Origin of the sequence: Xanthomonas sp. NCPPB 1062 (assembly GCF_041481705.2) — a bacterium.
In the GTDB taxonomy this organism is placed as follows: Bacteria; Pseudomonadota; Gammaproteobacteria; order Xanthomonadales; family Xanthomonadaceae; genus Xanthomonas; species Xanthomonas euvesicatoria.
Window position 1 is genome coordinate 3,699,056 of record NZ_CM192987.1, and the last position, 21,665, is coordinate 3,720,720.

Here is a 21,665-nt window from a genome sequence, read left to right on the forward strand (position 1 = left end):
GCAACCGGCTGTGGATCGCCATCGCGCCTTCGTTGCGCCCGCATGTGGACCGCGCAGCGCCGATTGCCCACCACGCGCCAGTCCGCCAGGCGGCTGGCAAGGCGCGGGATGCTTGGTCGAACACGACGGGCAATACGGCTGCCTTGGTCACGGGGGACGCCCATTGTCCGACCTTCGCGCCGCAGCGGCAAACCGCCATGCGAAGCGGGCGCGATCAGCCGTTGCGATTGGCCGATGCGCTACGCAACAGGCTCACCGCGAAACCGCCGACCAGCAAGGCGCCACCGACCAACAGACCCCACAGCAGCCAACGCTTCCAGTCGCGCGGCGCGGCGGCCGGTTGCAACGCGGCATCCCCCGCCAGCGGCTGTGCCTGCGCAGCCAGGCGGGCCTGCGCCGGCTGCCACCGTGCGCCGCGTTCGCGCCGCAGTGCCTGCAGCATTGCGCCCAGTGGTGCGTCGGTGCGCTGCGCCCGCGCGCTGCCGGCGACCAGCGCATATGGCGGCTGGCCCTGGGCGAGAAACATCAACCGCTCGGGTTGGTACCCGACGCGCAGCGTCGGCACGGCGGTGCTGCGCCCCTGGGCGGCGACCAACCTCCATTGGCGATCGCGCACGGGGGCAGGCAGCAGTTGCGGCGGCGACGCGGCTGCCGTGCCCTGGCCCAGTCGATACGCCAACCAGGGGCCAGCACGTTGCAGCCACGGCGCATCGTCGCTATCGCGACTTGCCACGATCCACTCGACCGCCTCGGCCTGACTGCCGCCGACATCCAGTTGGCTGATCGGAAAGCGACCGGGCAAGGCATACACCAGCGCCGCATCTCTTGCGGTGCCTGGCAAGTCCAGCCACTGCGGCGGTGTGGACATGGCGACGCCATCCAGCTCCGCCTCGACCACGCGTAATGCCGGCAGCTCGCCCGATGCGGTGACCAGGCGCAAGTAACGCGCACCATCGTCCAGGGCGATACGACGCTGCTGCAGTCGCTGCGCCTGATTGTCCAGCGCCATGACCGTGGCGCTGGAGACGAGCACGCGCCAGTCGCGCAGATCGTCGCTGCCTTCCACACGCACCTGGGCCTGCACCGGCATGTCGCCCTCCCAATCCAGCACCAGCGCACGCGGGCGATCGCGCAGCGCGCTGGCATCGATCAGCCAGCTCACACCACGGCCCGCAGCGACAGCCCCGGTCGCAAAGCGACCTTCCAGGCGGCGCACCGCACCACTGGCGTCGCGCTCGGCAATCAACTGCAGGTCGCCGTTGGCCGGCGCGGCACCTGCCGGCAGCGCAAACAGGGGCAGGCGCTGACGGCGTACCGCAGCCGCCGGTGCTGCATCCATCGGCAGCCAGGCGGTGGGCAGCTCTTGTCCACGCGCATCGATCACCGTGACATCGCGCAACGCCGCGTCGTGCGCGGTGCGATACACCGCCGCATCCAAGCTCACCTGATAGAGGCCGACATCCGCGCCGGTGACCTGCAGCGGCCACTGCTGGCGGTAGTCCTGCCGCACATCGGCGGCCTGCGCCAGCAGCGGCATCAGTATCAGCAGCAGTGCCCATCGCATCGTGTTCATGCCTGATCCTTTTCGACGCCGTTCTCTTGGACAGCATGACCTTCGGTCGCGACCGCACGCGGCGGCGCCGGCGCCAGATAGCCCACCACGGTGCACAACAGGCCATAGGCCATGAACGAGCCGATGCCGAGAAGATTGCCCAGATGCTGGCGGTCGACCAACACCAACTTCGCCAGGACCAGCCCCATCAGCAGCGCGCCGCCCAGCCACAGCCCGCGTTGACCACGACGCGAGCCGATCACCCAGCCCAGCACGCCGAGTACGCTCCAGACGATGGTGAGGCTGGTCTGCGACAAGGTGGCGCCGATCAGCGCCGAATCCCACGGCACACCGCCCCAGTGGTGCACGCTGTGCAAGGTGCTGCCGGTGATCAACGCCCAACCCAGCACACCCAGCGCGGTCACCCGCCAACGCTGCAGCACTGTCGGCGCAGCTGCCGACCAGGCCCAGCGCGCAAGCAAGGCCAGGACCGCCAATTGCGCCAGCTCGGCGGGATTGAGCAACGCCAACCATGGCAACGGGGCCGCGCTCACCGGATCCAGCAATGCGCGCAGCCAGCCGAGTCCCAGTACCGCGAACACGCAACTCAGCAACGCGTTGCGTGCAGGGTCGAAGCCGGTTCCCTGCGGCCAGGCCAGCCATGGCCAACGCAACAGCCCCAGCGTCGCCACCAACAACCACGGTGCCGCCAGCAAGGCGCAACGCCAGCCATTGGACAGAAAGAACGCGTCGGCCAGCCAGGCCGTGCCCAACGAGATGACCAACGGCCACAGCAGCCACCAGATGAACTGCGCCGCCATCGCGCCAGCACCCTGCTGCGTGCGCAAGCACCACAGCGCACGCGCGCCCGCCACCGCAAACACACCCCATGCCAGCGCGCCCCAATGCGCGAATGGCTGGGTGTGCGCTGCGCCCTGCCACAGCGCCAATGGCGCCGCCAGCGCCAGACCAGACATCACCGTCCATACCAGCGCCGCTGCAGGACGGCGGCGATGCACTTCGGCCGCCAGCCATATACTGAGTGCGACCAAGCCCAGCAGCAGATCCGGCTCGCTGCGCAGATCGGCAAAACGCACGATCTCGTGCACGCCGCACAGCGTCCACCAGCCCAGTCCCCACAGATATGCCAGCAGCGCACGCCGCCGATGCCCGGCATCGCGCAGGAACCAGGCACTGGCCCAGCCGGCAAGCGCCAGCAGCACGGTACTCATGCAGGTTGCGTTGGCCACCGCGACCGCATCGTAGCGCCAGGCATCCACGCCGAACGCGACACCCACCGCCGCAAACATCTGCAACGCCACACCGCTGACCTGCGAGACCCGCCGTTGTTGGCCAAGCCCCAGCCACAGCAACCCCACGCCTTCCAGCGCAAACACGCTCGCAGTGGCACGTGCCGACAGCGCCAGCGGCACGGCCAGGGTTGCGAACCCGACCGCCAGCATCGCGTGCGCCTGGCCCAGCACGCGCGTAGGCGCGCGGCGCAGCAGCCAGCTGCCCAGGCCCGCGTACAACGCTGCCACCGCCACCGCGCACAACGCCAATGGCAGCCGATCGCCCTCAAGCAGGCGCGCCTGCAACGCGAAGGCGACGAGCGGCGTTCCGAACAACAGGCTGCCATCGATGAGCCTGCCGGCACTGCCGTCGCCGCGGCGCGCATGCAGGACCGGAATCGCCACGTACATGGCGAAAAACAGCAACAGGAACGGCTCGGTCGTGGCGAATTTGGCCGGGGAGTACTGCAGCGCCCCCCACACGGTGCCGATGCCGAAGGTGAAAGCAAACCCCAGCAGGTTCAGCACGCGCCACGGGCGTGTCCATGCAATCGCCACGATGCCGGCGTTGAGTACGGCGTAGTACGAAAACAGCGCGACATGATTGCCGCTGCCGGTAGACAGCCAGATCGGCGCAAGAAAACCGGCCAGCACGCCCAGCACCGCCAACGTGCGCGAATCCTGCAGCACCGCCAGCACGCACATGCCTGCGATCAGCACCACGCTGATGCCCAGTGCCGTTCCGGCATCGAGCAAGCCGTACAACTTGAAGGCCGCGAACACCGTCAACAACAAGCCGCCGATGGCGCCGCCCTGCAACGCCAACGCAAAGCCCGGCCGCTGCGCGCGCTGCTTCCAACCGAAGATCAGACCGGCCAATGCCAGGACGCTGATGCCGGCCAAGCGCAGCTCGATCGGCATGCGCATCCAGCCCTGGTCGCTGGCGTACTTCAACAGCGACGCCACGCCGGCCAACAACACCAGCATGCCGACCTTGACCGGCACATTGCCCTGGGTGAACCAACGCTTCAAGGCGCTGGCCGCGCGCGCGATGGCGCTGGGCGCGGCCGGAGGCCGGGGTGGTTGCGATTGTGCGGATTGCGACTGCGCCGGCTCGGCGCGCGTCGCCTGCGCTTGCGGGCTCGGACGTTCCGACCCCGCGATCGCACTGTGCGCCATCGCCTCTGCGGGTGCCTGCGCCGGCAATGGCGGCGGCACCGCCGAGGCAGACACGCCAACCGCGTCGTGGTCCGCGCTCGGCGCCTGCCAGCCAACGGCCTGACGCGCTGCATCGGAGATGCGGTACCCAGGTAGATCGCCGTCGGCAATGAAGCCCGGACCAGTGCCGACAGCGGACGCCTCGCCCGGTCGTTCCCATGCCCTGCCCTGCGCGTCCGCGGGTGCTTGCGCTGGCGCATCCGCAGGCTCGGCACCACTGCGCTGCCACTGCGCAAGCCGCTGCTCCAGCGCCGCCACCCGTCTCCGCAGCCCGGCCATCCACACCAGCGCGATCACCACACCCACCGGCACGGCGAGCAGCACCAGGGCCACCAACACGATTATCGTTTCCAACGCAGCAATCCCCGAGCCGGCGTCCAGCCGAATGCGCGCACCATACAGCCTCGGGCTACGGCTGGGCAGCCAGCCTCTCGCTCAGACGACGGATGGAGCGTCGGCAAGCTGCAGTCGCACGCGTGCTTGCGTGGATGCATCACACAAGAAAACGCCCGGAAAACCGGGCGCTTTGAGCGATTATTCGCGGTAACCGCTGTCGTTCTTGTTATGGATGATCCAGATCAGGTTGCCGCCGGTCCCCATCGACTTGCCCGCGAACACCAGGCGTCCCTGGCCCTTGTAGGCCATTTCATAACGGTAGCGGTCGCCACCGAAGAAAAACGGGATAAATGCCTTGCCGGTCACGTAAGCACCCTGGTCGTCCGGCTGACCAATCAGGTCGGTGACCTGCTTCATCGGCATACCGATTTTCAACTGGGTGAACTTGCTGCCAGGCGCCGGCTTGCCGGTGATTTCGCCTTCGTAATCGTTGATGCCCTTGACGGTCTCGCCGTAGCCCGCCTCGACATCGGACGACTTGATCACCTCACCATCGGCATTCATCCAGGCCGGCGTCCCGGTCTGCTTTTTTGCAGCCCAGCTGGTGGACGGCACGGAACACGCAACTACCACGCTCAGCGCCAGGGCGCCTGCCAAAAACTTATTCATCACTCTTCTCTCGATCCATGGAGTTCCCCGATCCTTCGTACACGACACGGGAACGGCCGCCGTGCGTGCAAATTAGCGCACGTGAGTCCAGCAAAGTCCACTTCCGGGCAGCCGCCGAAGGCGTCGCAGTGCAAGAAACGCAACATCCATCGCCCACAAATGAAAAAGCCCCGGCATGCCGGGGCCTGTCTCATCACTGCGCCAGAAACTTACTTGGCGACAACCCGCACCATCTCCAGGCACTTGTTGGAGTAGCCCCACTCGTTGTCGTACCAGGACACCAGCTTGACGAAGGTGGAGTCCAGCGCGATGCCAGCGTCGGCGTCGAACACCGAGGTGCAGGTTTCGCCGCGGAAATCGGTGGCCACGACCTTGTCTTCGGTATACCCCAGCACACCCTTCAGTGCGCCTTCGCTCTGTGCCTTCACTTCGGCGCAGATTTCGGCGTAGGTGGCCGGCTTTTCCAGTTCGACAGTGAGGTCGACCACCGAAACGTCCGAGGTCGGCACGCGAAAGCTCATGCCGGTGAGCTTCTTGTTGAGCTCGGGGATCACCACGCCCACGGCCTTGGCCGCGCCGGTGGAGGACGGAATGATGTTCTCCAGGATGCCGCGGCCGCCGCGCCAATCCTTGTTGGACGGGCCGTCCACGGTCTTCTGCGTCGCAGTGGCCGCATGCACGGTGGTCATCAGGCCGCGCTTGATGCCCCACTTGTCGTTGATCACCTTGGCCAGCGGCGCAAGGCAGTTGGTGGTGCACGAGGCGTTGGAGATGATCGCTTCGCCTTTGTAGGTCTTGTCGTTGACGCCATAGACGAACATCGGGGTGTCGTCCTTGGACGGCGCCGACAGGATCACTTTCTTGGCGCCTGCATCGATGTGCTTCTGAGCGGTTTCCTTGGTCAGGAACAGGCCGGTGGACTCGATCACCACGTCGGCGCCGACGGCATCCCACTTGAGGTTGGCCGGGTCGCGCTCCTGGGTCAGGCGGATCTTCTTGCCGTTGACGATCAGCGTATTGCCGTCGACCGAGACGTCGGCCTTGAAGCGGCCATGCACCGAGTCGTACTGCAGCATGTAGGCCAGGTAGTCGGGCTCGAGCAGGTCATTGATGGCCACGATCTCGATGTCATTGGCGAAGTTCTGCACCGCAGAGCGCAGCACGTTGCGTCCGATGCGACCGAATCCGTTGATGCCAACCTTGATTGCCATGTTCACTAGCTCCTGCGACCGCGACAGCGCGGCGGATGGAAAGGGGCTGTCATTCTAGCAGCGTCACTGTCGGCAGCCGTGTTGTTGTGGGCCGGGATTGGGAATGGGCATTCGGGATTGGCTGGCGGTTCGCCAGTGCTCTGTGCGTCGCCTGGTGAGCCACCGGGCCGCAACTGCGCTCGGTCCCTGCGGGAACGCGCGTGAGCGGCCGATCCGCGCGCCACGGCATCGATGACCGACGGCGTCCGGATGCACCCATGCCGGTCGCATCAAGCGACATGCATTGGGCACGATAAAACGGTCACACGTCCAAACATTTCAATCACTTAAGGAATAATCGGATACGCTGAAGAGCATATTCAATGCTATGCCGAACAGCAGAATTTCGGCACCCCGTGGATTTCGATACTGGCCCTGCCCGCTGAGGCACCCCCATCAATCACACGGAGATTTCCCATGCGTCGCACCCTCTTCTCTCTGGTTCTGGCTCTGGCTGCCACCCCGGCGCTGGCTGGCGGCGTGATGCATTACATCGACAAGGCCAAGCTGCCGGCCGGCGGCGAGGAACGCGAAGTCGCTGCGCTGTTCGACACCTGGAACGCGGCGTTGGCCACCGGCAACCCGCACAAGGTGGCGGACCTCTACGCACCGGACGGCGTGCTGCTGCCGACGGTCTCCAACGAAGTGCGTGCCTCGCGCGAACAGATCGAAAACTACTTCGCGATGTTCCTGACCAAGAAGCCGCAGGGCGTGGTTAATTACCGCACCGTGCGCGTGCTCGATGACGACAGCGCCGTGGATGCCGGGGTGTACACCTTCACGCTGACCGACAAGCACGGCAACAAGAGCAACGTGCAGGCTCGCTACACCTTCGTGTACGAAAAGCGCGACGGCAAGTGGCTGATCATCAACCACCACAGCTCGGCGATGCCGGAAGTGGATGCACCCAAGGTCGCCAAGGTCAAGTAAGCAGTACATCGCACCGGCGATCGATCGCTGTCGACGCCACTGTGCACGCAACCGTCGGCGTCCATCCCGCCGCCGACAGCTGTGCCAAGCGCATCGCACGATGCCACACGTGCGATGCGCGCTGCGAGCCCCAGCACGGCGCGCAACGCCGTCTTCCGCGCAGGGTGTGGCAACAGCCATTGCAGGGCCGCACACCTGGGCGCACGGCCAAATTGATCAGGATCAAGGCAGCGGTGACGCCAAGCGCGAAGACTTCCCACGTCCATTGCACCCCACGAGACTTCTCATGCGTATGCGCTCTACCCTTCTGTTCGCCGCTCTGGCCGCTTCTTGCGTCAGCCTCCCCGCACTGGCGCAATCCAAAGGCGACTGGACCGTTGCCGTCGGTGCCCACCAGGTCGCTCCCAAATCCGACAATGGCAGCCTGGTCGGCGGCACCCTCGACGTGGATGTGGGCAAAGACATCAAACCCACGTTTACCGCCGAATATTTCGTCGCAGACAACCTGGGCATCGAGGTGCTGGCTGCGCTGCCGTTCGAGCACGACATTGCGATTGGCGGCCTGGGCCGGGTGGGCAGCACCAAGCATCTGCCGCCGGTGATCTCGCTGCAGTACCACTTCAACGCCCAGGGCACGCTATCGCCGTTCGTTGGCGCCGGTATCAACTACACGCGCTTCTTCGACACCGACACCCGCGGCGCGCTGGCCGGCAGCAAGCTGGAGCTGGACGATTCCTGGGGCCTGGCACTGCATGCAGGCGTGGACTACAAGCTCAGCGACCGCGGCGCGCTGCGCGTCAACCTGCGCTGGATCGATATCGATACCCGAGCGCGCCTGGACGGCAACCGTATCGGCACGGTCAATATCGACCCGCTGGTCTACGGCCTGGCCTACGTGCACCGGTTCTGATCCCCGCGGCGTGGGCGGCGCATCTCTGGCACACTTGCCGTCCAGGGACGTGCATCACCGCCGGAGTTGCGGACAGGTCGGTCACGTCGCCCGCCTGTCCGACCTACCGGGGATTCCATGAACACGCTGACTCGCACCGCCCTCGCCATCGCACTGGCCGCCTCGGCCGCACCCGCCCTTGCACAGTCGGCCGGTCATTGGACGACCGGTTACGGTGCCGGCTATGTCTCGCCCAAGTCCAATAACGGCACCTTCGGCGGCACCCAGGCCGAGATCAAGGGCGCGCCGGCACTGTCGTTCACCTACGAATACTTCCTGCGCAACAACCTGGGTATCGAAGTGCATGCGGCAGTTGCAGGCAAGCACGACCTCGAGCTGCAGGGCATCGGCAAGGTGGGCAGCTATTGGACGGTGCCACCGAGCGTGCTGCTGCAGTACCACATCAATGGCTATGGCACGGTGTCGCCGTTCGTGGGCATAGGCATCAACTACACCACGTTCCTGGGCGAAGACACCGAGCAGACGGTCACCAGCGGCGATCTGCGTTTCGACGATTCGGTCGGCGCCACTGCGCATGTCGGCGTGGACTTCATCTTCAACGACCGTAGCGGCCTGCGCGTGGATGCGCGCTGGACCGATTCGCGCAGCAACGTCGACCTCAACGGCGGGCGGCTGGGCAAGGCACGGATCGATCCGTTGACCTTCGGCGTGTCGTACCTGGTGTATTACTAAGAGCGCCTAGCAACACGACTGCGCTCATCGCCAGATGGGCGCGGCCAGCGCCCGCTGCGGCATGCCCCCACGCGGATGCTGCAGTTGCCGCTTGCGCGCAACTGTTTGCTCCATCCGGGCGCGCCCCAGGCACGTGCCGGCACCATGCTGAGGCGTGGCTGTCGCAGCTTCGGGAGGGCCATCAAACCGTCCCGGACCGATGCGTACAATCGCCGGATGAAAACACGTTCCCTCTCTGCATTCGTTGTTGCAACGGCAATGGCCGCCGCATTCCACCCAAGCACCGCCCTGGCCTGGGGCCCGCAAGGCCACCGCCTGGTGGCGCGCATCGCCGAAACCGAGCTGAGCCCGCAGGCACGCACGCAAGTGGCGCAATTGCTGGCCGGCGAGCCGGACCCGACCCTGCACGGCGTGGCCACCTGGGCCGATGAGCTGCGCGAGCACGACCCTGACCTGGGTAAGCGCTCCGGGCCGTGGCACTACGTCAACCTGGGCGAACACGACTGCACGTACTCGCCACCGCGCGACTGCCCGGACGGCAACTGCGTGATCGCCGCGCTCGACCAGCAAGCCGCCCTGCTCGCAGATCGTACCCAGCCGTTGGACGTACGCCGCCAGGCCTTGAAGTTCGTGGTGCATTTCGTCGGCGACATCCATCAGCCGATGCACGCCGGCTATGCGCACGACAAGGGCGGTAACGACTTCCAGCTGCAGATCGACGGCAAGGGCAGCAACCTGCATGCGCTGTGGGACAGCGGCATGCTCAACGACCGCCATCTGAACGACGATGCGTACCTGCAACGCTTGCTGGCATTGCCGGCCGCCACTGCGGGGTCTGCGGCGCTGCCGCCGCCGGCTGCGGCATGGGCGCAGGCTTCGTGCAAGATCGCCATCACGCCGGGCGTCTACCCGAGCGCACACGTGTTGCCCGCCACCTACATCGCCACCTATCGCCCGATCGCCGAAACCCAGCTGCGCATCGCGGGTGACCGGCTTGCCGCCATCCTCAACGCGGCGCTGGCCGGCCCCTGACGTGGAGACGCCGATGCAGCCCCAGGTGCTTGCCTTCTTTCATGCCGACAGCAACACCTTCACCTACGTGGTCGCCGATGCGGCCACCGGTGCGGCGGCAGTGATCGACCCGGCGCTGGACTACGCGGCCGATAGCGGCGGCGTCGGCAGCCAGGCGGCGCAGGCCATCCTTGCGGCCATCGAGCAACACGGATGGCAGGTGCAATGGCTGCTGGAAACTCACGCGCATGCCGATCACCTGTCTGCAGCGCAGTGGCTGAAGCAGCATTGGCCGCAGGCGCGTATCGGTATCGGCGAGGGTATTTGCCAAGTGCAACGAACCCTTGCCGCGCAGTACGCATTGCCGGCCGACTTCCGCGCCGATGGCTCGCAATTCGATCATCTGTTTGCCGACGACGAGCGCTTCAAGCTTGGCGGTATCGAAGCACGCGTCATCGCGGTGCCCGGCCACACCAGCGACAGCATTGCGTATCTGATCGGCGATGCGTTGTTTCCTGGCGACTCGTTGTTCATGCCGGATGCGGGCACGGCGCGTTGCGATTTTCCCGGCGGCGATGCACGCCAGCTGTTTGCCTCGATCCAGCGCCTGTATGCGCTGCCGGAAAGCACCCGCGTGTTCGTCTGCCACGACTATGGCCCTGGCGGGCGCGCGGTGGCGCATCAGACCAGTATCGGCGCGCAGCGGCGCAGCAATATCCATGTGCGCGACGGCGTGGATGTAGAGACCTTCGTGGCGCAGCGGCAGGCGCGCGATGCCACCTTGCCCGAGCCCAAGCTAATCCGCCCGGCCCTGCAGACCAATCTTCAGGCCGGGCGTTGCGCCGGAGTGGTCCTGTAGCGCGCGCAGGCTCGCCACGCGGTACGCATCGCGTAGCCGCTATGATCGGGGCCCTGTCCTGGTGAGGAGCCTTCGATGCGCATGATCGGTTTCTGGCAGCGCGCGTTGTGCGTGCTGATGCTGGCGTTGCCCCTGCTGGCGAGTGCGCAGACCGCACCGGTGACGGTGTTTGCGGCCGCGAGCCTGAAAGAATCGATGGACGAAGCCGCGGCCGCGTACCAAAAAGCCACCGGCACGCCGGTGCGCGTGTCGTATGCAGCGAGTTCTGCACTGGCACGCCAGATCGAACAGGGCGCGCCGGCAGACGTGTTCTTTTCGGCCGACCTGGAGTGGATGGACTATCTACAGCAGCGTGGGCTGGTGCTGCCGGCGCAGCGGCACAGCCTGCTCGGCAACACACTGGTATTGATCGCGCCGGCGAACAGCAAGCTGCACGTTGACCTGCGCACCCCCGGCGCCATTGCCAAGGCGCTTGGGCAGGGCGGACGCCTGGCCGTAGGCCAGACCGCCAGCGTGCCGGCCGGCAAGTACGCAGCCGCCGCGCTGCGCAAGCTCGGCCAATGGGACAGCGTCGGCAACCGGCTTGCCGAATCGGAAAGCGTGCGTGCGGCTTTGATGCTGGTCTCGCGTGGCGAAGCGCCGCTGGGCATCGTGTATGGCTCGGACGCGCGCGCCGATGCCAAGGTGCGCGTCATCGCCACCTTCCCCGACGACAGCCATGGCCCCATCGTGTATCCGGTTGCTGCATTGAAGAACAGCAACAACCCCGCCACCGCCGCATTCGTCAGCTGGCTGGGAAGCAAGCCGGCCAAGGCGATCTTTGCGCGCCGTGGTTTTTCGCTGAAGGATTGAGGCACACCGTTTGTCGATGTTCACCCCGGAAGAGCTGACCGCGATCGGCTTGAGTCTCAAGGTCGCGATCGTGGCAGCGCTCGCCAGCCTGCCGCCGGGCATTGCCTGCGGCTGGCTGCTGGCGCGGCGCCGCTTCCCCGGCAAGGCCCTGCTGGACGCGCTGCTGCATCTGCCCCTGGTGATGCCGCCAGTGATCACCGGCTATGCGCTGCTGGTGGTGTTGGGCACACAGGGGCCGGTGGGCAGCTGGTTGCTGGAACATCTCGGTATCCAGTTCGCCTTCCGCTGGACCGGCGCGGCGTTGGCGTGCGCGGTCATGGGATTTCCGCTGATGGTGCGCGCGATCCGTCTATCCATCGAGGCCACCGATCGTCGCCTGGAAGCGGCCGCCGCCACGCTGGGGGCCGGGCCGTGGCGGGTGTTCTTCAGCATCACCTTGCCGCTGGCCTGGCCGGGCCTGGTCGCCGGCATGGTGCTCGCGTTCGCCAAGGCGCTTGGCGAGTTCGGCGCCACCATCACCTTCGTGTCCAATATCCCTGGCGAAACGCAGACCTTGTCGTCGGCCATCTACGGGCTGATGCAGGTCCCGGGGATGGAATCGGGCATCTGGCGGCTGGCCGGCGTGGCGCTGGCGATCTCGCTGGCGGCGCTGCTGCTGTCCGAATGGCTGGTGCGCCGGCCGCATCCGCGCGAGGACGCGTGATGCTGGATATCGACCTGCAGCTGCAGCGCGGCGCCTTCGAACGCCGCATCCGCATCCACGACGATGCGCGTGTCGTGGCGCTGGTGGGGCCCTCCGGCGCGGGCAAGACCACGGTGCTCAATGCAATTGCCGGCTTGGTGCGTCCGCAGGCCGGGCATATCCGCATCGATGGGCGCTGCCTGTACGACGCCGGGCAAGGCATCGACCTGCCGACGCATCAGCGCCGGATCGGTTATGTGTTCCAGGATGCGCGGCTGTTTCCGCATCTGGATGTGCGACGCAACCTGCGCTACGGCCGGCATGCGCGCGGCAAGGCACCGTTCGGCTTCGACGATGTGGTGGCCTTGCTCGGCATCGCACCGCTGCTGCAACGCCGGCCGCGCAACCTCTCTGGGGGCGAAGCGCAGCGCGTGGCGATTGGCCGCGCGTTGTTGGCGCAACCGGCGATTCTGCTATTCGACGAACCGCTGTCGGCCCTGGATCAGGCGCGCCGCGAAGAATTGATTCCCTACCTGCAGCGCGTGCGCGACGAGATTCGCCTGCCAATGCTCTACGTCAGCCACAACCCCGATGAAGTGCAGCGCATTGCCGACAGCGTGCACGTGCTGGATTGAAGGCGGTGTGGGCGGTGATAGGGCGTTAGCGGTTGACGCGTTATGAGAGGGCGCCGCGTTGTTGGTGACTGGACATGCTGCGCAACGGCTGCAGCAGCTATCGGACCACCTTCCCGGTCCGCACGCTCACCTTGCCTTGCCGCACCTCGAAGGTGAACGCGAACGACAACGTCACCGGTACCGGCTCGATCTGGGCGGCGCCAGTGCAATCGTCTGGCACTGACGGTTGCGCAGCGCCTGATGGATACGTGCACATCGCCGCCGGAACAAACTGCCATCGCAGCGCGGCGGCGCGCACCGCTTGCATGAGATCGGCGTTGTCCGGCAGCAGCCCGGCGGCGCATTCGTCGCGGTCGGACATTGGATCCACGCGCTGCACCGTGCCCTCTGCGCTCAGAATGAGATGCGCGCAGACGGTGGTGGGCGCCAGGCTCTGGCGTGGCGAATCGGGGGGCAGCACCGGGGCGTCGCTGCGCGCCGCGCGTGGCATGCGAAAGCGTTGCGTTGGTGCCAGCGTATAGGATTGGACGCCCGCAGCGCCGCCGCCGTCCGGCTGTGGAGGCAGCATGCGTTGATCCACCGAATCCTCGCGCTGGCTGCGTTGCTGCTCGGCCAGTTGGCGCGTGGCGCAACTACTCATGGCCAGCATCAGGGCGAGGCTACCGATCAGGCAGCGGTTCATTGCAACGCCCCGCGTGAGGCGCATCCCGCAGGTGCGCAGCTGGCCACACGTTCGGACCGGTCGGCAGCGTGTGGGCCTGCAGCAGCTTCGGTACCGGAATGGATATCTGCAACTGCCGATGCCGCATCTGGTGGATCCAGTTCGAATTTCACCGGCACGCGCACCTCGGACGCGACCGCCTTGCCATCCTCCAGCGCAGGTGTGAAGCGCCAGTGGCGTGCTGCGTCGAGCACGGTCTGATCGAACACGCCTGCCGGCGTGCTGCGCACGATGGCGATATGGTCGGGTGTGCCAGTCGGGCTCACTGCGATCTGCAGTTCGACAAATCCCGCCAGGCCTGCAGCGACGGCGTCAGGCGGATACCTGGGCGGCTGCATGGTGCCAAAATCCAGCGTATTGCCAGGCACGCGCATGCCATGCAATCGCGCAGGCTGGAATGCCCAGCAGGCGCCACTGACCATCACCGCCAATGCCACCACCACGCGCAGGTTCCATCGCGCGCGGGGCGCCTCCACCGCAGGCTTCAGCAAGGCTGCCACGCGTTGGGTAAGCGCATGCGGCGCATTCCAACGGCAGGCCGTCGGCGTCCAGCTGGCACCACAGTGGGTCTTGAGCATCGCGGTGGCGTAACTGCGGCGCTTGCCCGGATAGCGCGTCAGCACCTCTGCGTCGCACGCCAGTTCCTGATCCAGCCGGAACGCGCGCAATGCCAGATGCATCAACGGATTCCACCAGCCGATGCACAGCAACAGCGCGGCCAGCAGATTGGCATACAGATCACCGCGCCGCAGATGCAGGCGCTCATGCGTCAGGATCAAGGTGCGTTCGGCGGCGCTGTAGCGCGTATCGAAATCCATCGGCAGCACGATGCGTGGGCGCCAGAGTCCCAACGATACCGGCAGGCCTACATCGTGCGTTGCCGCCCATACTTCGCCCTTGAGCGCATGCAACGCGCCCAAGCTGCGTACGAATCGCCGCTGTCGCCACCAGAGCGCTACGGTCATCGCGACCGCACCGGCCAGCCAGGTGGCCATCAAGGTCCCCGCCCATGCGTGATCGCCCTCCTGCAGGTTGAGCGGCATCGCGACCATCGCCGGCATCTTCGGCAACGCTGACGCGAGCGGCGGCCCTGGTATTGCAGCTGCCAATACGGCAAGTGGCACGGCGAGCCAGATCGCATACGCCGCTGTTGCGCCCAGCCAGCCACGCAGTGCGCGCCGCAGCACCAGACAGGCCACCAATGCGGCACTGCTATACAAGGTGACGCGCAACAGCAATGGCAGCTCAAGGTGCATCGTCCAACTCCTTGAGCAGACGCTTCAATTCTGCGATGTCCGAGGCACTGAGTTGCCCGCGTTCGCTGAAGTGCGCCACCAGCGGTGCAACGCGCCCGCCGAACAGCCGCTGCAGCAATCCTTCGCTCTGCTGCTGCACCCACTGTTCGCGCGCCAGCAGCGGCGCGTAGTGATACCTGCGGCCGTGTTTTTCTGCCGCAACGGCGCCCTTGGTGAGCAGCCGATTCAGCAAGGTCTTGATGGTGGGCTCGGCCCAGCCGGTGTGCGCCAACGCGGCGATCACTTCTTCTGCGGTGCGCGGCGCACCATCCCAGAGCACTTGCATCACCACCGCTTCGGCGTCGCTGATCGGCATGCGATTACATCCGTAATTTTTATCGATTACGCGCGTAAACAGCTTGCTTGTCAAGCAGTGATCGAACGGGCTCCCGACGCCTGCCCGCATTGATGGCGGCCAAGCATGGCGCACGAGTATCGGGATGCAGGCAGCACGCGACCGGCTCGGCTACTCTGCGTGGATGACCGAGCACCTCACCGACCTGAGCGCCGCCGTGGAGCGGATCCTGCAACGCATCGACGGCCCGCTGCGCGTGGGCGCGCCGCTGGGCATCGGCAAGCCGCACCGTCTGTTGAACGCGCTCTACGCACAGCTCAAGGACACGCCGTCGCGGCCACTGGCGATTTACACGGCGCTCTCGCTCAATCCCCCCAGGCCGGGTACCGGACTCCAGGTGCGCTTTGCCGCACCGTTCATCGCGCGCCACTTTGGCGAGGATTTCCCTCGCCTTGCCTATGTCGACGCCATGCTGCGCGATGCCTTGCCCGCGCATGTGCAGGTGGAAGAGTTCTACATGCAATCCGGCGGGCTCTTGCATTCCACCCAGGCCCAGGCCGACTACACGAGCCTCAACTACACGCATGCCGCTGCAGCGGTGGCGCAACGCGCGCCCAACCTGATCGTGCAGAAAGTGGCGCGCGAACCGGGCAGCACGCGGCTGTCGTTGTCGTGCAACAACGACATCACCCAGGACACGCTGGACGCGGTGCAGGCACTCGGCTTGCCGCGCCCGATGCTGGTGGCGGAAGTCGATCCGCTGTTGCCGTGGATGGGAGGCACCGCAGCGGTAGATGCCGCATTCTTCGACTTGATCATCGATTTGCCAGGCCCGTTCCCACAGCTGTTCGGCTTGCCGCGGCAAGCGGTGAGCAGCGTCGACTACGCCATCGGCTTGTATGCCAGTGCCCTGGTGCGCGATGGCGGCACCTTGCAGATTGGCATCGGCACGCTGGCCGATGCACTAAGCCATGCACTGGTGCTGCGGCATACCGATAACGCGACCTATCGCCGTGTGCTGCATGCGCTGGATCCGGCACTGGAACACCACCCGGCCGTGCAGGCCAGCGGCGGCCTGGAGCCGTTTGCCGTCGGCTTGTACGGTTGCAGCGAGATGCTCAACGAAGGCTTCAAGCAATTGGTGGACAGCGGCGTGATCCGTCGCAAGGTGCACGACGATCTGCCGCTGATGCAGCGCATTGCCGATGGCAGCGCCGACATAGCCGATCACGCACGTCTTGCCGCCGAAGGCGAGTTCCTGCATGGCGCGTTCTATCTCGGCTCGCCCGCGTTCTATCAATGGCTGCGCGATCTGGATGCCCCGACACGCGCGGCGATCGGCATGCGCCGCATCAGCGAGATCAATCAGCTCTACGGCGGCAACGAGACGCTAAACCGCTTGAAACGCAAGGATGCACGCTTCTTCAACTCCTGCATGATGGCGACCGCGCTGGGCGCGGCAGTCTCCGACGGGCTGGAAGATGGCCGCATCGTGTCCGGGGTCGGCGGGCAGTACAACTTCGTGGCGATGGCGCATGCACTGCCGCAGGCACGTAGCGCCTTGATGCTGCGCGCCACCCGCGAGGCTGGCGCACACACCGCCAGCAACCTGCGTTGGAACTACGGACACACCACCATTCCACGCCATCTGCGCGACCTCTACATCACCGAATACGGCATTGCCGATCTACGCCACAAGACCGACCAGGACTGCGTGCTGGAAATGGCCGCCATCTGCGATGCCCGCTTCCAGGGTGAATTGCTTGCCCAGGCGGAACGGTCGCGCAAGTTGCGCACAGCGCCGGCAATGCCGGTAAGCGCGCAGCGCAACACACCATGGGCACTGGAACAGGCACTGGCGCCATTTCGACGCGACGGCAGCCTGCCCGATTACCCGCTCGGCAGCGACTTCACGAAAATCGAACAGCGTCTGCTGCCCGCATTGGGCTGGCTCAAGGGCGCAACTGCCAGCACTGGCGGAAAGATCGCCACGGTGGCCCGCGCACTGCTCACGCGCCAAGCGCCCGGTGCCGATGATGTTGCTTGCCTGCAACGCATGGCACTGGATGCGCCAAACAGCCTTGGTAATCGCCTGCAGGCGCGGCTGCTGATCTATGCCTTGCGACAGACCGCCGCGTCATGAAGAAACAGTGCCGCGATTTGCCACCAGCTCGAACGCACCGCGGCAAGCACTGACGCATCACGGACACACAGCGGAAAGATATGCGTCAAACTGGGCCGTGATGATGGCGACCTCGTCGCTTTCCGGCTGTGCTGCATGCATCTTTTTCGCGTATTTACTGCTGTCACGTCAGGGTTAGATCGCAAAACGAATTTGGTGCGCGCAAAGCGAAGAAAGACGCAGCGCACCGCCATCTTCGCCGCGCTGTTGCTGAGCAGTCTTGTCGCGCAAGCCGCACCGCGCCTGACCGACCTGCAGTACATCGGCAGCCACAACAGCTACCACGCCGGCTTTGCGCCCAGCGAAGCGGCGTTATTGAAGCAACTGGACCCGACACTGTTTGCCGCGCTGGATTACCGCCATCCCGCCTTGACGCAGCAACTTAACGATGGCGTGCGCCAACTTGAACTGGACGTCTTCGCCGATGCACAGGGCGGGCGCTACGCACATCCGGCCATCGTTGCGCAGATCGCCAAGGCCGGTCTGCCGACCGCACCGGCAAGCGCGCCTACCGGAGTGATGGACAGGCCCGGCTTCAAGGTCATGCATGTGCAGGATCTGGACCAGCGCAGCAACTGCCAACCCCTGATTGCCTGCCTGCAGGAAATCCGCACCTGGTCGAAGCAGCACCCGGGCCACGTGCCCATCTTCATCCTGCTCGAAACCAAGCAGGCGCCGATCCAATTGACGTTTCCCACCGTACAACCCGAACCCTTCGATGCAAAGGCGATGGATGCGCTGGATGCCGAACTGCGTTCGGTCTTCCAGCCCGGTGAATACATCAGCCCCGATCAGGTGCGGGGCCGCGCGCCTACGCTCAACGCAGGCGTGCTCGCGCATGGCTGGCCGTCGTTGGCCCAGGCGCGCGGCAAGGTGGTATTTCTGCTCGACCAACGCGTTGCCGGTGCCAGCTACCTGCCCGGCCACCCATCGCTGCGTGGCCGGGTGTGTTTCACCAATGCAGTGCCAGGCGAAGACGATGCGGCCTTCGTCGAACGCAACGACGGCCCTGCCGATGACATCAAAAAGCTGGTCAAGGCGGGCTATCTGGTACGTACACGCACCGATGCGGATTTGAAGGAAGCCCAGCACAACGACACCGCCCGGCGCGACGCCATGCTGGCCAGCGGCGCGCAATTGCTCAGTACCGACTTCCCGATCAACGAGCCGGCCGATAACGGCTACGTGGTGCGCTTCGATGGCGGCGCGGTGGCGCGTTGCAATCCGCAACGACCGGACCCGGGTTGCCACGACATCGACCTGCACCACTGAGGGCAGCAACGCGCACAAGCGGCCCTACGCATCAGCCCTGTCGCAATGGAAGCGTCGGCGATCCATGGCCGTGCCCGCTGCCCGGGCGCGAGCCTCCCCTTCCCCATCACGCGAGCATCAAGATGCAGTTTTCCCGCCCCCTCCATCGCTTGACCTGCGCCATTGCCGCGGCGCTTTGCGCGCCATCGCTGGCGTGCGCTGCAGAGATGACCACCACCACGTTGGACTCGGTCAACGTGCAAGCCACCCAGGCCGCGGCGCCGGGCTCGCTCAACGAACAGCGCCTGTCCAATAGCGTCAACAGCGTGATGAGCAAGCAGCAGATCGATGCGATTCCCTCCGGCGGCATTGCCGATGTGGTGGCGCACATGCCGGGATTATCGGCCTACAGCGACATGCATCTTGGCCAGGCCACCACCGGCGAGAACGCCTACGTCAGCATCCGCGGCATGGACGCCAGCTATAACGCATACACGCTCAACGGCTTTGGCATGCCGGAAACCGACTCCTCGACGCGCGCCATTTCCTTGAACATGCTGGCGCCATTCGGCATCCAGTCGGTGCAGGTCTCCAAATCGCCGACGCCCGACATGCCCGGCGATTCGATCGGCGGCGCGATCGATATGCGCACCCCCAATGCATTTGATTTCGACCAAGACCTCTATGCCAAGAGCACCGCGCAAGGTCAGTTCAATGCATTGGCCCACCACCTGGGTGGCAAGGACAGCGGCGGCACCTTCCAGCAAGAGCTGGCTTGGAAGTTCGGGGAAGGCGATGCGTTCGGCATCTACGCATCGGCCTATTACGGCAAGAACAACAACATGGCGCAGGCCCCTGCACCCAACAGCAAATACGTGCCCGCCGACCCTGCGCTCGCCGCCGCCACCGATTTGCGCGATGTCGGCCCGCTGATCAGCACCCGCTACAAGTACAGCCTCTACGCCAGCCAGATCGAACGCTATGGCGGCAACCTGTCGCTGGATTGGCAGGGCGACACCAGCGCGCTGTATGCACGTGCCATCTACGGCAGTTACGGCGTCACCGGCACGCAGGACCAGTCCAGTGCGCGCCTGGAGACCTATCGCAACCAGCCCACGGCGGTGCGCGGCGGGTACTTCAACACCCACGATATCGACGAGACGCTGGCCACGGTGCAACTGGGCGGGCAGACCACGCTCGACCGGCTGCACCTGGACTACGGCACCTCGTTCGGCCGCGGCACGCGCAGCCGGCCGGATTATGTGTCGGCCAGTCTGTATGGGTTTACCCCGGGCAGCTTCGCCTTCGACCTCAGCGACCCCACCTACCCGAGCATCGGCCCAAGCTCGCCGGCGTTGAAGGACTTCTTTTACAACCTGGATTCTTCGCTGTTGTGGAAGGTGCAGGGCCACGACGCCGGCAGTCACGATAACCGCTTCAACGCGCATACCGACATTGCGTACCAGGTCGATGGCGCTGTGCTGGACAGCGTCAAACTTGGCCTGTCGGCCGATCACTCCGAGCGCGACGCCTATGACCACCCGTTCTTCCACAAGGATGGCAACTTCGTCACCAACGGCCCGTACTTTGGCGGCCCCAATTACGCGTTTCCCACCGCCGGCGGCCCGCCGCTGAGCGCGATTCCCGGCCGCATCACGTACAACGCATTCGATGGTCACTATGCGGGGCCGTTCAAGCTGCTCGATCGCGGCTGGATGCGCGCGCAGGCGCTGCCTTACAAGTACATCGACGACCCGAACGGCGCAGGCATCTATACCGCCAACGACTACAACGCCAACACCACCTCCAGCACCGAAGCGATCTATTCGGGCTATGCGATGGCCGCGCTGCATCTTGGCAAGGTGAGCATACTGCCCGGCGTGCGTTACGAACTGACCCAGTATTCGGCCGACTCCTGGCAATCCAGCGGCGATGGCAGCACCGGCAGTTTCGTCGGCAGCGGCAGTACCTACGGCAAGGTCTTGCCAGGCATCAGCGTCAACTATCGGCCGGACGATCTCACCGTATATCGCGCGTCGTTGCGCCGCAGTTTCAGTCGCCCGGCATTCGGGCTGATTTCCGGCGAGACGGTGTATTCGATCGATGACACCCAAAAAGTGGTGGGCATCTCCAAGCCCAACCCCAACCTGCAGGCGAGCACCGCCGACAACGCCGACCTGTCTGCCGAGTTCTACGATCATCAGGGCGGCGTGCTCAGCGCCTCGACGTACTACAAGCGCATCAATGGGTTCATCTATACCTCGCAATCGGCCACCAGCAACGACAGCACCCTGGGCGGCCTGGTGCCAACCGGCACCACCTTCGAAAATGGCGTGCCGGTGACCATGCCGCAAAATGGCGGCACCGCAAAGCTCTATGGGCTGGAGTTGGCGGCGAGCAAGCGCCTGCAACAGTTGCCCGGACTCTGGAGCAACTTCGGCGTCACCGCCAACCTCACGCTGCAGCACAGCCAGGCAGATAGCAAACGCAGCGACCAGCCGGAAAAGACCTGGCTGCCGCGCGCACCCGAACGCATCTACAACCTGGATCTGTTCTACGACGACACGCACCTGCGCACGGACCTGAGCTACAACTACACCGGCCTGCAACTGCTGGGGCTCACCACCGACCGTCTCAATTACTACCTGCAGCCGGTGAAGTCGCTGGATTTCAACGCGACCTATCACTTGCCGCACCATCTCGATGTCGGCGTGTCGGCAAAGAACCTGCTCAATGCCGCCACGTTCTACGAAACGCAGGGCAAGTCCAAGCGCTACATGGCCTACGATCCCGGCGCCGACGGTGCCTATGTGCAAACCGGGCGCACCTACATGCTGACCTTGGGCTACACGTACTGATCCATAGGCCGGCACGCTGCAGCGGTGATCTTTCAACGGAAAGTACGCCGCTGCGGCGATTGCCACCTGCTATCCAGCGGCTGTCGCAGTGCCATTGCTGGATCCGCGATTGCGCAGCCGCATCATCGCGCCGCG

18 protein-coding genes are annotated in these 21,665 nt (G+C 65.4%); 11 read left to right on the plus strand and 7 right to left on the minus strand.

Annotated features, from left to right (window positions below; all coding sequences use genetic code 11):
* Positions 1-214: 214 nt before the first annotated feature.
* The 4 genes from ACCQ16_RS15955 to gap form a co-directional block, all read right to left on the minus strand.
* On the minus strand, positions 215-1,573 hold the full coding sequence (locus ACCQ16_RS15955; RefSeq protein WP_218489703.1) for a DUF3999 domain-containing protein: 1,359 nt from the start codon (positions 1,571-1,573) through the stop codon (positions 215-217).
* Positions 1,570-4,401: a DUF2339 domain-containing protein gene (locus tag ACCQ16_RS15960; RefSeq protein WP_372380018.1), complete on the minus strand. Its 2,832-nt coding sequence runs from the start codon at positions 4,399-4,401 to the stop codon at positions 1,570-1,572. Before ACCQ16_RS15960 ends, ACCQ16_RS15955 begins: the two co-directional genes overlap by 4 nt.
* A gap of 195 nt (positions 4,402-4,596) precedes the next feature.
* Positions 4,597-5,067, minus strand: a complete 471-nt coding sequence (locus ACCQ16_RS15965) for a hypothetical protein (protein WP_008575072.1) — start codon at positions 5,065-5,067, stop codon at positions 4,597-4,599.
* Positions 5,068-5,276: 209 nt separating this feature from the next.
* Positions 5,277-6,278 (minus strand): type I glyceraldehyde-3-phosphate dehydrogenase, encoded by a 1,002-nt coding sequence (gene gap / locus ACCQ16_RS15970; RefSeq protein ID WP_003490161.1) that lies wholly within the window; start codon positions 6,276-6,278, stop codon positions 5,277-5,279.
* 456 nt (positions 6,279-6,734) lie between these two features.
* Between gap and ACCQ16_RS15975 the strand changes: the two genes are divergently transcribed.
* The 8 genes from ACCQ16_RS15975 to modC all read left to right on the plus strand — a co-directional run bounded on the left by ACCQ16_RS15975 (position 6,735) and on the right by modC (position 12,928).
* Entirely contained in the window at positions 6,735-7,247 is a 513-nt protein-coding gene (locus ACCQ16_RS15975) for an SgcJ/EcaC family oxidoreductase (RefSeq protein WP_218498831.1), read from the plus strand.
* A gap of 286 nt (positions 7,248-7,533) precedes the next feature.
* The gene (locus ACCQ16_RS15980) at positions 7,534-8,157 is read left to right on the plus strand and encodes an OmpW/AlkL family protein (protein ID WP_011348431.1); all 624 of its coding nucleotides are present in this window, start codon (positions 7,534-7,536) and stop codon (positions 8,155-8,157) included.
* Positions 8,158-8,274: 117 nt separating this feature from the next.
* The gene (locus ACCQ16_RS15985) at positions 8,275-8,889 is read left to right on the plus strand and encodes an OmpW/AlkL family protein (RefSeq protein WP_372380019.1); all 615 of its coding nucleotides are present in this window, start codon (positions 8,275-8,277) and stop codon (positions 8,887-8,889) included.
* 258 nt (positions 8,890-9,147) lie between these two features.
* Positions 9,148-9,921, plus strand: a complete 774-nt coding sequence (locus ACCQ16_RS15990; protein ID WP_071118023.1) for a S1/P1 nuclease — start codon at positions 9,148-9,150, stop codon at positions 9,919-9,921.
* Positions 9,922-9,934: 13 nt separating this feature from the next.
* Positions 9,935-10,759 (plus strand): MBL fold metallo-hydrolase, encoded by an 825-nt coding sequence (locus tag ACCQ16_RS15995; protein ID WP_122273514.1) that lies wholly within the window; start codon positions 9,935-9,937, stop codon positions 10,757-10,759.
* Between the two features lie 75 nt (positions 10,760-10,834).
* The gene (modA, locus tag ACCQ16_RS16000; RefSeq protein ID WP_122272398.1) at positions 10,835-11,611 is read left to right on the plus strand and encodes a molybdate ABC transporter substrate-binding protein; all 777 of its coding nucleotides are present in this window, start codon (positions 10,835-10,837) and stop codon (positions 11,609-11,611) included.
* A gap of 16 nt (positions 11,612-11,627) precedes the next feature.
* A complete protein-coding gene (gene modB / locus ACCQ16_RS16005; RefSeq protein WP_008575885.1) occupies positions 11,628-12,314 on the plus strand; it encodes a molybdate ABC transporter permease subunit in 687 nt (228 codons plus the stop codon).
* Positions 12,314-12,928, plus strand: a complete 615-nt coding sequence (gene modC, locus ACCQ16_RS16010; protein WP_057681677.1) for a molybdenum ABC transporter ATP-binding protein — start codon at positions 12,314-12,316, stop codon at positions 12,926-12,928. The genes modB and modC overlap by 1 nt, the downstream gene beginning before the upstream one ends.
* Positions 12,929-13,025: 97 nt before the next feature.
* Here the strand turns inward: modC and ACCQ16_RS16015 are convergent, their stop codons facing one another.
* Genes ACCQ16_RS16015 through ACCQ16_RS16025 form a run of 3 tightly spaced genes read right to left on the minus strand, consistent with a single transcriptional unit; the run spans position 13,026 to position 15,260 of the window.
* Positions 13,026-13,610: a hypothetical protein gene (locus ACCQ16_RS16015; protein WP_008575882.1), complete on the minus strand. Its 585-nt coding sequence runs from the start codon at positions 13,608-13,610 to the stop codon at positions 13,026-13,028.
* The gene (locus ACCQ16_RS16020) at positions 13,607-14,905 is read right to left on the minus strand and encodes a TonB family protein (RefSeq protein ID WP_277572519.1); all 1,299 of its coding nucleotides are present in this window, start codon (positions 14,903-14,905) and stop codon (positions 13,607-13,609) included. The genes ACCQ16_RS16015 and ACCQ16_RS16020 overlap by 4 nt, the downstream gene beginning before the upstream one ends.
* Positions 14,895-15,260, minus strand: a complete 366-nt coding sequence (locus tag ACCQ16_RS16025) for a BlaI/MecI/CopY family transcriptional regulator (RefSeq protein WP_008575878.1) — start codon at positions 15,258-15,260, stop codon at positions 14,895-14,897. The genes ACCQ16_RS16020 and ACCQ16_RS16025 overlap by 11 nt, the downstream gene beginning before the upstream one ends.
* Positions 15,261-15,423: 163 nt before the next feature.
* Here ACCQ16_RS16025 and ACCQ16_RS16030 point away from each other — a divergent pair, with 163 nt between their 5' ends.
* The 3 genes from ACCQ16_RS16030 (at position 15,424) to ACCQ16_RS16040 (ending at position 21,530) form a co-directional block, all read left to right on the plus strand.
* Positions 15,424-17,382 (plus strand): acetyl-CoA hydrolase/transferase C-terminal domain-containing protein, encoded by a 1,959-nt coding sequence (locus ACCQ16_RS16030; RefSeq protein WP_372380020.1) that lies wholly within the window; start codon positions 15,424-15,426, stop codon positions 17,380-17,382.
* Between the two features lie 135 nt (positions 17,383-17,517).
* On the plus strand, positions 17,518-18,693 hold the full coding sequence (locus ACCQ16_RS16035) for a phosphatidylinositol-specific phospholipase C1-like protein (RefSeq protein ID WP_372380021.1): 1,176 nt from the start codon (positions 17,518-17,520) through the stop codon (positions 18,691-18,693).
* 122 nt (positions 18,694-18,815) lie between these two features.
* Positions 18,816-21,530 (plus strand): TonB-dependent receptor, encoded by a 2,715-nt coding sequence (locus ACCQ16_RS16040; RefSeq protein WP_014090946.1) that lies wholly within the window; start codon positions 18,816-18,818, stop codon positions 21,528-21,530.
* The last annotated feature ends 135 nt before the right edge of the window (positions 21,531-21,665 follow it).